We start from the raw sequence: 13,198 nt of genomic DNA, 5'->3' as shown, positions 1-13,198 counted from the left end.
GCCCGAACCGGTCGAACAACGGAGGTGCGCACGGCATGCTGGGTCACGTGTCCACACTTCCGCAGCAGCCCCAACGCACCTCCTCCGGCGGCCACATGGTCGTCTGCGGCGACGACGCGCTCGCCCGCAGATTAGCGGTGGAACTGCGGTACGTGTACGGGGAGCGGGTCACGCTGCTGCTCCCGCCCGGACGCGACGCGCGCCGCCCGGAACTGCCGCTGACGGGACGGGGGCGGGCCGCCACCCTGTTCGGGCGGATGTCGGCGGCGATGAACCGCAACCTGGGCGGGAACGGCGGCGGGTACGGCTTCGGCGGTCACGGCGGGGCCGCCTCGGGCGGCGACAGCGACGGCTCCGGCGTGATCACCCTGGACGGCTCCGACACCAACGCGGGCGTCGAGGCCGTACGCATCCTGGAGGCCGCCGAGCCCTCCGACGAGGCACTCGAAGAGGCGGACGTCGAATCGGCCGCCGCACTGGCCCTGGTCTACGAGGACGACGAACGCAACATCCGCGCCGCGCTGACCGCCCGCCGCCTCAACCCCCGCCTGCGGCTGGTGATCCGGCTCTACAACCGGAAGCTGGGCCAGCATCTGGCGACGCTCCTCGACCAGGCCGCCGCCGTCGCCGCCCCCGGCCGCGACCCGGCGGCGCTGGACGCCTCCACCACCGTGCTGTCCGATGCCGACACCGCCGCACCCGCCCTCGCCGCGACCGTGCTCACCGGCTCCAGCAAGGTGATCCAGGCGGAGGGCCTGCTGCTGCGCGCCGCCGAGCGCACCCCGCCCGAGGACGGCCGGGTCGCCGACCCCGGCCTGTGCACCCTCGCCCTGCTGTCCTCCACCACCCACGACCCGGCGGGTGCCGAGGGTTCCGACAGCAGCGGCGCCGAAGGTCCCCAACTCCTCCCGGACGAGCGGCAGGTGGCGGACGCGACGGGACGCGGAACGATCGTGCTGGAGACGGTGAGCCGGGCCGACCCCGACGCGCCCCCGCCCCGGATGGCGGGCAGGGGCGCACCGCTGGGCCGGATCTTCTCGCGACGGCTGCGCTGGTCCGCGCTGGGTGTCGGCCTCTGTGTCGTCGCCCTGGCCATCGCCCTGACGCTCACCACCGATGACACCCCGCTGCACGCCGCCTACCTGACCCTGCTGGACCTGTTCGCCATGGGCGACCCGGCGACCGACGAGGAGACGGCCCGTAAGATCATCCAACTCCTGTCCGGTGTAGCCGGGTTGATGCTGCTCCCGCTGCTCGTGGCGGCCGTGCTGGAAGCTTTCGGCTCGCTGCGCACGGTGTCGTCGCTGCGCCGCCCGCCCCGGGGGCTGTCCGGCCATGTGGTGCTGCTGGGCCTGGGCAAGATCGGAACGCGGGTCCTCGTCCAGCTCCGCGAGATGGGCGTCCCCGTGGTGTGCGTGGAGGACGACCCGGACGCGCGGGGCATCCCCGTGGCGCGGCGGCTGCACGTACCGGTGGTCATCGGCGACGTCACACAGGAAGGCGTGCTGGAGGGGGCGAAGATCCACCGCGCCCGCGCCCTGCTGGCGCTGACCAGCATCGACACCACGAACCTGGAGGCCGCCCTCTACGCCCGCTCGGTCAAGCCGGACCTGCGGGTGGCGCTGCGCCTGTTCGACGACGAGTTCGCGACCGCGGTCTACCGCACCCTGCGCACCGCCCACCCCCAGGCGGTGACCCGTTCCCGGTCCGTCTCGCACCTGGCCGCCCCGTCCTTCGCGGTCGCCATGATGGGCCGCCAGATCCTGGGCGCCATACCGGTGGAGCGGAAGGTGATGCTGTTCGCCGCGGTCGAGGTGGCGGGACATCCGCAACTGGAGGGCCGCACGGTCGAGCATGCGTTCCAGGCGGGTGCCTGGCGGGTGCTGGCCCTGGACGCCACCCCGCCGGAGGACCGCCGCCCGGACCTGACCGCCCCCTTTGCCGATGGCCCGGACCACCCGTCGGGCCTGGTGTGGGACCTGCGTCCGGGGTACGTCCTGCGCCCGGAGGACCGCGTGGTGATCGCGGCGACCCGGCGCGGCCTGGCCGAACTGCTGCGCAGACGCCGGGTGTCGTCGGTACGGCCCTAGCGGGGCGCCGGGCCGTGGCAGGTCGGCGGCGGGAACGAGCGATGCCCCACGCTCTCCGTGCGGACCACCCAGCCGGAAGGAGCTGGGCGGGTCCTCATGGAGTCCGGCGCACATCGCCGCAGCAGGTCCGCGCGAAGCTCAGCACTCCACACACAGGGCGCGGCCTGGGTACCGTCAAGGGCAGAAGCCTCGACGGATGGAGCATGATGCCTCACCGCCCGCTGAACCGCCGGCGCCTCACCTACAGGGGGTCGCGCTGATGCTGGAAGAAGCCGAAGAGATCGGCCGTCGCGCACGCCGCGCACGGCTCCGCCTCGGCATGACTCAGGCCGACCTCGCTGCCGCTCTCGGCAAGACGCAGGGATGGGTCTCGAAGATGGAACGCGGACACATCGAGCTGGACCGTGTCGGCCTGCTCAATCTGCTTGCCTCGGAGCTGCACGTACACCCGAACGACCTGATCGGGCGACCGTACAACAGCTCCCCGGCGGAGAATCAGTGGCAGGTCTCCGCCGCAGCCATCATGCGCGAGCTACGCCGCTACGACCTCGCCCCCGTCTTCGACGGCACACCCCGACCCGCGCGCCGGCTCTGGCAGGAAACCACTCGCCTTCACCGCCTGCGCGACGCCGCGGCCAACGTGGCGATCACGGAAGTTCTCCCCGACCTGTTCCGTGAGGCACGCGCCCTTGCCGAAGTGTCCACGGGGCACGAGCGGGAAGAGGCGTTCGCCATCTACGCCGTGTGCTGCAAGTTCGCCCACACCTCCGCGCACGCCCTCGGACACCCTGAGCTGATCGCCATGGCGTGTGAGCGGGCCGCGTGGTCTGCCCGGCTGTCCGGCGACTCCGTCATGCCGGCCGTCGCCGACTGGATGCGTGTCTGGGACATGTGGGCCACGGCGGACTGGGACGACGCCATGACGCTGTCGGACAAGGCGATTGGCTCCGTGCAGCAGGCGTACGAGCAGGGCGAGCCGCTGGCCGTGCGGGCGTGGGGGTCACTACAACTGCGCGCGGCTGTCTCGGCTGCGCGGAGCGGTCGCAAGGCCGAAGCAAAGGACCGGATCAGGCACGCGCGGGGTGCGGCCAAGCGGATGACGGAGACCGTCGACCCTCCGGTCTACGACCGCCACAGCCTGACCTTCTCGCCGGGCAACGTGCAGATCCACGCAATCAGCGTCGCTCTGGAGGTGCATGAGCAACGAGAGGCGCTGTCAATAAATCGGCGCACGGATAAGGAGCTGATCGAATCGCTTCCCAACTCCCGTCAGGGACACCACCACATGGACCTGGCCCGCGCTTGGCTGTGGGATGGGAACCGTGACAAGGCGCTGAAGGAACTAGAGACGGCCGAGCGCATCGCACCCCAACTCATCCGCAATCACCCCATCGCACGGTCAACCCTGCGCAGCATCGTGTACGCCGAACGGGCGAGCACCCGTGAAAAGCTGCGCCGCATGTCGGACCGCTTCCACCTCGACGGATGAGGGTCGTATTCCTGCGGTTCATATTGGGCCCCGGGTATCTTCATAGCTTCGGGATATGGCCGAACAGACCTCGCGGCAACTCTCCATGCGGGGCGCCGAGTTAACCCCTGGCACCCCGTTCCTTCCCCGCCTCGGCGACCTCGCTCTCGACCTGGCCAAGGGCGGGAAGATCGGGGTGGTTGTCGCTCTGCCGAGTGACATCTCGGCGTCGTACCAACTGCGTCCTGCCGGCGGTGGTGAAGACTGGCGGGCCAGGTCCGACGGCAGGACGCTGCGCCCCGTGCCCGTCCCGGTCACACACGTCACCCCCATGAAGCGGGATGCCGTATACGACCACCGCGCCCAGCAGGCCGCAGTGCCGGTCACCGTGCACTATGAGGACGGCAGCGTCTGCGAGACGCTGCTCGTGCTCACCGCGCTGCAAGTCGAGCTGTACTACATGCAGTTCGACCATTTAATCGAGGCGCAGGAATCGACTCAGGAGCACGAAAGGTCACCCCGGCCGTGCTGACGCTCGCTCCGTCGGCCTCTGCACGCATCCCGATGCGGTCGCCCATCGCCTTCCGCTGTGAGACGACCGCCCACGACCTCAGCGGCACCCGCGAAATCCTGCTCGCCACCTACCGCGGCCGTTCCCCCCGTCTCGCCGCCCGCTGGCTACGCGCCGAAGCACTTCACCTCGCCCGCCTGTTGTGCCCGGACCCCGGAGCCATGTTCCTCCGGGATGCGCCGCTCACCACCGCAGAGCCGGACATGCCTCGCCCTGACGCCGAGCTGCGGGCATGGGCCAGCAGTGACCTGGCGTACGAGCACGCAATACGCGCCCTCGCCGCAGGCCGCGCCGTCGGGTTCGCCGTGACGGACTACGACGCCCGGTACTCCCTCCGGTGTATCCGCCACCCACCCGCCGACAGGCACCGCCACAAGCCCGGCGCCCACCCCGCTCCCCGGCGGGGACGGGCCGTCACCGGAGACCCCAAGGACGGCGCACCCCCCGAAGACTCCCGCCTCCTCGCTCCCCCTCTCCCCGACACGGGGGCGAGTTCACCACCTGTCCTGAGCCTTACCGCCCAACCAAGGGAAGTGAGCCTGTGGAACAGTTCGAGCGTGCACGTCTCGATTCGTACTTCGCGCGTGTGGCGGAGACCTTCGTCCCGGCGGAAAGACCGTCGGCCTTCCTGATCACACACCTGCTGCCCGAGCGGCCCGCGTTCGTGCGTGCTGTAGGCATCAGCGCCAAGCTGCGGGCCGTACTGCCCAAGCCCAAGTCCGTCGACCTCACCGCCCGCCGTGAGATCGAGAAGACGACGCAGTGCGACGCCCTCTCACGGGACCTGTTCGAGAACGCTGACAGCGCGATCGACTACGTCGAGTCGCGGGCCGGTGGTGAAGCCGTCGTGCTGCTCGACGTCGGTGGGTACTTCGCGCCGGCCCTTGACGCCCTGTGCGAACGCTTTTCGGGTCGCGTCCTGGGCGTTGTCGAAGACACGGAGAACGGACATAAGCGGTACGCCAACGCGGAGAAGCTGCCCTGTCCGGTCGTCTCCGTCGCCCGCTCCCCGCTGAAGGACCCCGAAGACTTCTTGGTGGGTCAGTCAGTGGTCTTCTCGACGGAAGCCCTGATGCGCAGCCGTGGGGACATCCTGCACGGCCGCCCGGCCCTCGTGATCGGCTTCGGCAAACTCGGCTCCAGCATCGCCCGTCTGCTGCACGCCAAGGGCGTACAGGTCACCGTCTACGACCTCGACCCCGTACGCCGCACACAAGCGCTCTCGCAGGGCTTCACCGTTGCCAGGGACCGCGACACCGCCTTGCACGGGGCTGGTCTGATCCTCTGCGCGACCGGTGCCGTGGCGCTTCGGGGAGAAGACTTCTCGGCCCTGCGGAACGGCGCCTACGTCGCCACGGTCACCAGCAGCGAAGACGAACTCGACCTGGCCGGTCTACCCGACGTGTACCAGCGGACTCCGAACGGAGAGCACATCACGCGCTACCAGACGACGGGGCACTACTTCTACCTGCTCAACGGCGGCAACGCCGTCAACTTCCTGCACGGCGCCAGCGTCGGCCCGTTCATCTACCTCGTTCAGGCCGAGATACTCGCGGGCGTCCGAAACCTGGCCCGCGGCAACCTCGGTCCCGGTATGCACGAGGTCGACGCCACCGACCGCGCGGCCATCGCCGGAACGTGGCTGAACTACTTCAACCGCTAGGAGAAGCAACCCCATGCCTATCACCGCGCAGCACGTGAGCGACACCGTCGCTGCTTACCTGGCCGACCACCCGGATGAGAAGGACGCTCTCTCGGCCCTGTCCGAGGCCATCGCGCAGGCTGGCGACACGATCGCCTCTCGCAAGGAGTTCCGCGGACACGTCACCGCCGGTACCGCCCTGGTCCGCCCGGACGGACGCGTCCTCACCATCGAGCACCGGGCACTGCGCAAGTGGTTGCTGCCCGGCGGACACGTCGAGCCGGGCGACGCGACCCTTCAGGATGCCGCCCTGCGCGAACTGGCCGAGGAAACCGGCATCAGCGAAGACCGGGTCAAGCCGAGCGGTGACGTGCCTCTGCACATCGACGTTCACTCGATCCCGGCGAACGACGCCAAGGGCGAGCCCGAGCACCTGCACTTCGACTTCCGCTTCCTGTTCCGGACCACCGTCGATGCGGTCGAGTTGCAAGAGGAAGAAGTCACCAACTACTCCTGGCAGTTCGCGGACATGCTGACCACCGAACCTCTGCGCTCACGGGTGATGGCAGCCGCCACACGGCCGTAACAAGCCAGCCGTACAGCCATCGTTCCGCGAGACGGCGGTACAGCTTCCCCGGTGCTCGTCGCTCGCTGCTCGTGCCACGAGCGACGAGCGACGAGCGCCAACAGCAGGAGACCGGACCGCCCCTCAGCCTGGACAGCGATCAGGGGTGGTCCGGTCCTAGGCCAGTCCTAGGCCCCTCCGGGACCTGCTCGTGAGAGGGATCGAGGACGGAGCACGGCCTGCCCCCGAGGACGCGGACCACCAGCGCGAAGGCGATACGGACCCACTGTGATCGGCCCCACCTGGACCGCATACCGCGCGTACGGTCTCGCTGTGTGCTGGGCGTGGTACGTTGAGTGACACTGAACTCAATAAGGTGACCCCGGCAGCGCGCCAACGCCCCGGGGTCTGGCACAAGGAGCAGACCTCCTCATGCAGATTCATCGTAGCCGCCACACGCGCGGTTTCACGGTCCTGCCCAACACGTTGTTGCAGGATCGGCGGTTGTCGTACACCGCCCGTGGCCTTCTTGCCGATCTTCTTTCCCGTCCGGACGGTTGGTCCGAGGACGGTCGACGGATGGCCGATACGAGTCCGCAGGGCCGGTCGGCGGTGGCGAAGGCGCTGCGGGAGCTGACGGCCTTCGGGTACTACCGGGTTCTCAAGTTCCGTCGTGAGGACGGGACGTTCTTCAGCGAGGCCCATGTCTACGACACCCCTCAGCCCACCGCCGGTGCGGGTTCGGGTTCGGGTGTGTTGTGCCAGGTGGTACCGGGTGCCGGTTGTCCGGGTTCCGGTGAGCCGACTGCTGGGGATTCGGGTTCCCACCCCGTAAAGGACCGAAGGGAAAATCCCTCCCTCCCCGGCCGGCGTCGGCGACCGACCATGGTCGGTGCGACGGACGCTCCTGCGGGTGCGGCCGAGGTTCCTGCGGACACGGCGAGTGCGGCGGAGGCGCCCGTGGCCGGTGGCGTACGTACGGCCGGGGAGGCGCGCACGGTCATGGAGGCCTTCGGAGACGGGCCCGGCCCAGAGAGCGATGCCGGGAACGAACCCGGGGCCGGTCGGAGCCGCGCCGACAAAAGGGCTGCCGAGCGGACTGCCGAGGGGCACGGGGTGGCGGTCGCCACGTTGTTCCGGGTGATCGGTCCGGAACCGCGTCTGCGGCTGGGCACGGTCGAGGCACTCGCCCTCGCACCGCTGGTCGCCACCTGGCTGGAACGCGGCTACGACCAACGCGACCTGACCGGGGCCCTGCTGGGCGGATTACCCGCCCGCATCCACTCCACCTCGGCACTCCTGCGCGACCGCCTGACCAGAAAACTCCCCCCGCCCTCCGAGGCCACGAGCCCCGGCTGTTCCACACCCAAACAACCCGGACAGGACAAGAACAAGGGCAAGGGCAAGCCGCGCTGGGACGAATGCGAGGAATGCGGCCACCCCATCCCCCGCACCACAAGCCTCTGCTCCCACTGCGCTCCCCCACTCACCACCAGCCCCGACACCCCTCCCCGTGCCCGTACCGGTTCCGACGCCGATGCCGACGCCGAGGACACCCGCCGCGCGGAGACGACCACCAGGGGCCGCGCCCTGGTACGCGCCGCACTACGGGAACCCCGCCCCTGACGGAGCGGCCGGGAGAGGCAGGGGAGAGGCGGCGGAGAGGCGGCGGAGAGGCGGGGCGGTTACGGCCATGGCGGGTGAGCCGCTACAGCACCCCGCCCATCACGCCCCGCACCTCGTCCAGCGTGGCCCCGGCGATCTCGTTGGCCCGCGCGTTCCCGGCCCGCAGCACGGACCGCACATAGCCCATGTCCCGCGCAAACTCGGCCCGTCGGGCCCGGATGGGCGCCATCCGGCTGTTGACCGCCTCGGTCACGGTCCGCTTGAGCGCGGCGGCACCCCCGTCGCCGATCTCCTCCGCCACCTCGTGCGGGTCGCGGTCCAGGCAGAGGGCGGCCAGCAGGACGAGCGAGGACACGCCGGGCCGGGTCTCCGGCTCGTACGTGATGTGCCGGTCGGCGTCCGTTCTCGCGCCCTTGATCAGCCGCGCCGTCTCATCGGCGGTGGCGCCGAGAGCGATGGAGTTGCCCCGGCTCTTGCTCATCTTGGTGCCGTCGGTACCGAGCAGCAGCGGCGCGGCGGAGAGCAGCGCGTCCGGCTCCGGGAAGACCTGCCCGTACCGCTCGTTGAAGCGGCGGGCGATGGTCCGCGTCACTTCGAGGTGTGGCAGTTGGTCCCGCCCGACCGGCACCAGATCGCCCTTGCAGAACAGGATGTCGGCGGCCTGGTGCACCGGGTACGTGAACATCAGCCCGCTCACGGCCGACTGCCGCGAGTGCGCGATCTCGTCCTTGACGGTGGGGTTGCGGCTCAGCTCGGCCACCGAGACCAGGCTGAGGAAGGGCAGCATCAACTGGTTGAGCGCGGGCACGGCACTGTGGTTGAAGACCGTCGAGCGCTCGGGGTCGATGCCGATGGCCAGGTAGTCCAGGACCATCGCCTCCATGGACTCGTCGAGCCGGTCGGCGACGTCCCGGTCGGTGAGCACCTGGTAGTCGGCGATGATCACGAAGACGTCCACGCCGAGGTCCTGGAGCCGCACGCGGTTGTGAAGGGTGCCGAAGTAGTGCCCGAGGTGCAGCGGCCCGGTGGGCCGGTCCCCGGTCATCACCCGGAAGCGCCGAGGGGCCTGCCGGATCTGCCGCTCCAGTTCGGCGGAGCGCCGCAGGGCGGTGTCGTCGGTGAGGGACGCGATGTCGGCCTCGGCTGCGGAGGCGGGTGCGGGTGCGGTGATCGGGTTCATGGGGCTCTCTCCTCGCGGGTGCCGGCTGTGTGGAGGACGGCCCGCCGGGGGCACCGGCTTCCGTACCCGTACGAGGGCAGAGAGAAGGGCCGTCCGTTTCGAACGGCCCTGATTCCGTGCGCGTGGAGTGGCCGCTCCTAGAAGGAGCGCCACCAGTTCCGGCACGGTGCATAGGTCATGGACGCGATGCTAGCGCGCCGGTGGCCCCGGCGGCACGGGAACGGCTCACACCCCGCGCCCCGGCATGCCGACCAGGGCTCCGGGTGCGCCGATCCAGATTTGTTGAAACGTGAACCAAATGCTTCAATGGTGAACCAAACAGGCGCGGGCCATCGCCCGGCTTGTCTCGTACGCACTGAACCGAACGGAGATAAGCCCCCTATGTCTTCCGCAGTGAAGCTTGCTGTCATCTACTACTCGTCCACCGGCTTCAGCGCCGAGATCGCCAAGGAGATCGCGGAGGCGGGCGCCAAGGCCGGTGCCGAGGTGCGCCTGCTGAAGACCGCCGAGCTCGCCCCGGAGGCGGCCATCGCCTCCAACGAGGCATGGGCCGCGCACGCCGCTGCCAGTGCCGACATCCCGGTCGCCACGCCGGACGACGTCGAGTGGGCCGACGCCGTGATCTTCGGTACGCCGACCCGCTTCGGCAACGTGTCCTCGCAGCTCAAGCAGTTCCTGGACACGCTCGGTGGCCTGTGGGCCCGTGGCGCCCTGGCCGACAAGGTGTACAGCGGCTTCGTGACGTCCGCCACCACCCACGGTGGCCAGGAGTCGACGCTGCTCGCCCTGTACAACTCCATCCACCACTTCGGCGGCCTGGTCGTCGCCCCCGGCTACACCGACGCGGTGAAGTTCGTCGACGGCAACCCGTACGGCACCTCCCACGTCGACGCCCAGGGCAACAACCCGATCGCCGAGCAGACCCGCAATGCCGCGCGCCACCAGGCCGAGCGCGTCGTCAAGATCGCTTCGGCCCTCAAGGCCGGCCTCGACGCCTGAGCCACACCCCAGCCCTCAAGCACCCGTCGCCCGTGATCACGGCGGCGGGTGCTTCGGCATGTGTGAGGGGAGCCACAGAAAGCCGGCCCCGGTCACTTCTTGGCGTGCTCGCCCACGTAGAACAGGAGATAGACGAAACCGGCGAAGAGGTGCGTGGCGAAGACATAGACGAAGACGCGCAGCGCGACGCCGCGCTCCTTCCAGCGCTCAATGTCGCGCCCCCCGCCGCTCCCGCTCACAGCTTCTCCACCTCCGCCCAACCTCTCCGTACCCGTCCGGCACGGGCCGCGCGCGACCCCGCGCGCCCCGCCCAGAGTACGCGCAGCCCCCGGCACGCCCCCTCGGAACAGCGGCGCACCCCTGCAGAACAGCGACACACCCCCTCGGAATAGCCCGGGGGGCCGTCCCGTTATAGTGTTCACATAGTTCAATCTTCAACAAACTGGAGGCGGGTCATGGAGTTCGGGATCTTCACCGTCGGAGACGTCACCACGGACCCGACGACCGGCAGGACACCGACCGAGAACGAGCGGATCAAGGCGACGCTCGCGATCGCGCAGAAGGCGGAGGAGGTCGGCTTGGACGTGTTCGCGACCGGCGAGCACCACAACCCGCCGTTCGTCCCGTCCTCGCCGACGACCACCCTCGGCTTCATCGCCGCCCGCACCGACCGCATCACCCTGTCCACGTCCACCACGCTGATCACGACCAACGACCCGGTGAAGATCGCCGAGGACTACGCGACGCTCCAGCACCTCGCGGACGGCCGCGTCGACCTGATGATGGGCCGGGGCAACACCGGCCCGGTCTACCCCTGGTTCGGCAAGGACATCCGCCAGGGCATCCCGCTCGCCATCGAGAACTACGCCCTGCTGCACAAGCTGTGGCGCGAGGACGTCGTCGACTGGGAGGGCAAGTTCCGTACGCCGCTGCAGTCGTTCACCGCGACCCCGCGCCCGCTGGACGGCGTCCCACCGTTCGTCTGGCACGGCTCGATCCGCTCCCCGGAAATCGCCGAACAGGCCGCGTACTACGGCGACGGCTTCTTCCACAACAACATCTTCTGGCCCATGGAGCACACCAAGAAGATGGTGAACCTCTACCGCCGGCGGTATGCGCACTACGGGCACGGAACCGCCGAGCAGGCCATCGTCGGCCTCGGCGGCCAGGTGTTCATGCGGAAGAACTCGCAGGAAGCGGTACGGGAGTTCCGCCCGTACTTCGACAACGCACCGGTCTACGGGCACGGGCCCTCGCTGGAGGACTTCACCCGGGAGACCCCGCTGACCGTCGGTTCCCCGCAGCAGGTCATCGAGCGGACCCTGACCTTCCGGGACGCCGTGGGCGACTACCAGCGCCAGTTGTTCCTGATGGACCACGCGGGTCTGCCGCTGAAGACGGTCCTGGAGCAGCTCGACATCCTCGGCGAGGAGGTCGTCCCGGTGCTGCGCAAGGAGTTCGCGGCCATGCGACCGGCCGGGGTCCCGGAGGCCGCCCCCGTCCACCCGGCCGTCGCCGCCGCCCGCGGCACCGCGACCGACACCACCACCACGACCGCCACGACTGCCGCGACTGCCGCGACTGCCGCGAAGGGGGCCTGATCGCCGTGCCCACGCCGTCCGACACGTCCACCGTGTCCACCGCCGAGCCGCTGCGGATCGTCGCCGTGTCGGCGGGCCTGAGCAGCCCCTCGTCCACCCGGCTGCTGGCGGAACGGCTGGCCGGAGCGGCCCGCGATCGGCTCCAGGCCGAGCAGGACCGCACGGTCGAGGTCCAGCTGATCGAGCTGCGCGACCTGGCCGTGGACATCGCCAACCACCTGGTGACCGGCTTCCCGCCGGCCACCCTGGAGAAAGCGATCAAGGAGGTGACGGAGGCCGACGGCCTGATCGCCGTCTCACCCGTCTTCACCGCGTCGTACAGCGGACTGTTCAAGTCGTTCTTCGACCTGATCGACAACACCGCGCTCACGGGCAAGCCGGTCGTCATCGCGGCGACGGGCGGGACCGCCCGCCACTCGCTGGTCCTGGAGCACGCGATGCGGCCACTCTTCGCCTACCTGCGGGCAAGTGTCCTGCCCACCTCCGTGTACGCGGCGTCGGAGGACTGGGGCTCGTCCGGCGACGAGTACACCGAAGGGCTTCCGGCCCGCATCCGGCGGGCGGGCGGCGAACTCGCCACCACGCTCACGGGCGGCCGGGCGGCCTCCAGGGCGCCGAGGACGCTCGGTCTCGACGACGAGGTCATACCGTTCGAGCAGCAGCTCTCCGACCTGCGGCTGGACTGACCGGTCCGCACGGCGACCGGGCCGCTCGGCGAGCGCCCGTTTCCCGGCGCCGTTCCGACAGTCTGGTGCGGACAGTCCGGTCCGACCGTCTGCTCCGGCAGTCCGGTCCGGACAGTCCGTTCCCGAGGCTCACTCTTTCGGTCCGTTCGCCGACACCGTTTCCCCGGCCCGTTCCTCGGGTACGCGTCCGGCGACCGGGCCGGGACCCCTCCCTCGCACTCCTGTCCGCCTTGATTAGAGTTGACGCGAAAGACGCGTCGTGCGACGTCCCCGTCACTACCCGTGCGGGAATGCCGCGCACGGCGCCTCTGCGCACTGAGCCGAACCGAGCTGGAGGCAGAGATGGGCAGGATCGTGGTGGGCGTCGACGGCTCCGAGTCGTCGATCAAGGCACTGCACTGGGCCGTACGCCAGGCCGAGCTGACCGGCGACGCGGTGGAAGCCGTCAACAGCTGGGAGTACCCGGCGACCAGTTGGGCGTCCATGATGCCCGGCATGCCGGAGGACTTCGACCCGCAGGCGCTGGCGACCGTGTCGCTCAACGAGGCGCTGGAGGAGGCCCTGGGCGCCGAGGGCGCGGCCAAGGTGAGCAAGGTCGTGGTGATCGGCAACCCGGCCCAGTCCCTGCTGGAGCGGGCCAAGGGCGCGAACCTGCTGGTCGTGGGGGCGCGCGGCTACAGCGGATTCAAGGCGACCCTGCTCGGCTCGGTCAGCCTCCACGTCACCCAGCACGCACCGTGCCCGGTGACGGTCGTGCGCGACTGATACGC

12 protein-coding genes are annotated in these 13,198 nt (G+C 69.9%); 10 read left to right on the top strand and 2 right to left on the bottom strand.

Features of this window, described 5'->3' with window-relative positions; genetic code table 11:
* Positions 1–35 precede the first annotated feature (35 nt).
* The 6 genes from ACIHCL_RS15010 (at position 36) to ACIHCL_RS14985 (ending at position 7,962) form a co-directional block, all read left to right on the top strand.
* Positions 36–2,090, top strand: a complete 2,055-nt coding sequence (locus ACIHCL_RS15010; RefSeq protein ID WP_399861599.1) for an NAD-binding protein — start codon at positions 36–38, stop codon at positions 2,088–2,090.
* 259 nt (positions 2,091–2,349) lie between these two features.
* Positions 2,350–3,579: a helix-turn-helix domain-containing protein gene (locus ACIHCL_RS15005; RefSeq protein WP_399861596.1), complete on the top strand. Its 1,230-nt coding sequence runs from the start codon at positions 2,350–2,352 to the stop codon at positions 3,577–3,579.
* Positions 3,580–3,634: 55 nt separating this feature from the next.
* A complete protein-coding gene (locus ACIHCL_RS15000) occupies positions 3,635–4,090 on the top strand; it encodes a hypothetical protein (protein ID WP_399861594.1) in 456 nt (151 codons plus the stop codon).
* A gap of 580 nt (positions 4,091–4,670) precedes the next feature.
* Positions 4,671–5,792: an adenosylhomocysteinase gene (locus ACIHCL_RS14995; RefSeq protein WP_399861592.1), complete on the top strand. Its 1,122-nt coding sequence runs from the start codon at positions 4,671–4,673 to the stop codon at positions 5,790–5,792.
* 13 nt (positions 5,793–5,805) lie between these two features.
* A complete protein-coding gene (locus ACIHCL_RS14990; RefSeq protein WP_399861589.1) occupies positions 5,806–6,357 on the top strand; it encodes an NUDIX hydrolase in 552 nt (183 codons plus the stop codon).
* Between the two features lie 558 nt (positions 6,358–6,915).
* Entirely contained in the window at positions 6,916–7,962 is a 1,047-nt protein-coding gene (locus ACIHCL_RS14985; RefSeq protein WP_399861586.1) for a hypothetical protein, read from the top strand.
* An 82-nt stretch (positions 7,963–8,044) separates the two neighbouring features.
* Here the strand turns inward: ACIHCL_RS14985 and trpS are convergent, their stop codons facing one another.
* Entirely contained in the window at positions 8,045–9,133 is a 1,089-nt protein-coding gene (gene trpS / locus ACIHCL_RS14980) for a tryptophan--tRNA ligase (RefSeq protein ID WP_399861875.1), read from the bottom strand.
* Positions 9,134–9,523: 390 nt separating this feature from the next.
* On the opposite strand from trpS, the gene wrbA reads away from it, so the two are divergent.
* Positions 9,524–10,141 carry an NAD(P)H:quinone oxidoreductase gene (wrbA, locus tag ACIHCL_RS14975; protein WP_399861584.1) on the top strand — a complete coding sequence of 206 codons (618 nt, stop codon included), beginning with the start codon at positions 9,524–9,526 and terminating at the stop codon, positions 10,139–10,141.
* Between the two features lie 92 nt (positions 10,142–10,233).
* On the opposite strand, the gene ACIHCL_RS14970 is transcribed toward wrbA, so the two are convergent.
* A complete protein-coding gene (locus ACIHCL_RS14970; protein WP_399861581.1) occupies positions 10,234–10,380 on the bottom strand; it encodes a DUF6126 family protein in 147 nt (48 codons plus the stop codon).
* 216 nt (positions 10,381–10,596) lie between these two features.
* On the opposite strand from ACIHCL_RS14970, the gene ACIHCL_RS14965 reads away from it, so the two are divergent.
* From ACIHCL_RS14965 to ACIHCL_RS14955, 3 genes are all read left to right on the top strand, one after another.
* Positions 10,597–11,742, top strand: a complete 1,146-nt coding sequence (locus tag ACIHCL_RS14965) for an LLM class flavin-dependent oxidoreductase (RefSeq protein WP_399861579.1) — start codon at positions 10,597–10,599, stop codon at positions 11,740–11,742.
* 32 nt (positions 11,743–11,774) lie between these two features.
* The gene (locus ACIHCL_RS14960) at positions 11,775–12,428 is read left to right on the top strand and encodes an FMN reductase (RefSeq protein ID WP_399861873.1); all 654 of its coding nucleotides are present in this window, start codon (positions 11,775–11,777) and stop codon (positions 12,426–12,428) included.
* A 342-nt stretch (positions 12,429–12,770) separates the two neighbouring features.
* The gene (locus ACIHCL_RS14955; RefSeq protein ID WP_399861576.1) at positions 12,771–13,193 is read left to right on the top strand and encodes a universal stress protein; all 423 of its coding nucleotides are present in this window, start codon (positions 12,771–12,773) and stop codon (positions 13,191–13,193) included.
* Positions 13,194–13,198 lie beyond the last annotated feature (5 nt).

Source organism: Streptomyces sp. NPDC052042 (genome assembly GCF_044548345.1).
Taxonomy (GTDB): Bacteria; Actinomycetota; Actinomycetes; order Streptomycetales; family Streptomycetaceae; genus Streptomyces.
The sequence above is the reverse complement of the archived record's forward strand: the minus strand, read 5'-3'. Positions and strand labels throughout refer to the sequence as shown.

Coding starts and splice junctions, on each gene's coding strand:
- ACIHCL_RS15010 (WP_399861599.1), top strand. CDS start 36: ATGCTGGGTCACGTGTCCACACTTCCGCAGCAGCCCCAACGCACCTCC.
- ACIHCL_RS15005 (WP_399861596.1), top strand. CDS start 2,350: ATGCTGGAAGAAGCCGAAGAGATCGGCCGTCGCGCACGCCGCGCACGG.
- ACIHCL_RS15000 (WP_399861594.1), top strand. CDS start 3,635: ATGGCCGAACAGACCTCGCGGCAACTCTCCATGCGGGGCGCCGAGTTA.
- ACIHCL_RS14990 (WP_399861589.1), top strand. CDS start 5,806: ATGCCTATCACCGCGCAGCACGTGAGCGACACCGTCGCTGCTTACCTG.
- ACIHCL_RS14985 (WP_399861586.1), top strand. CDS start 6,916: ATGGCCGATACGAGTCCGCAGGGCCGGTCGGCGGTGGCGAAGGCGCTG.
- wrbA (WP_399861584.1), top strand. CDS start 9,524: ATGTCTTCCGCAGTGAAGCTTGCTGTCATCTACTACTCGTCCACCGGC.
- ACIHCL_RS14965 (WP_399861579.1), top strand. CDS start 10,597: ATGGAGTTCGGGATCTTCACCGTCGGAGACGTCACCACGGACCCGACG.
- ACIHCL_RS14955 (WP_399861576.1), top strand. CDS start 12,771: ATGGGCAGGATCGTGGTGGGCGTCGACGGCTCCGAGTCGTCGATCAAG.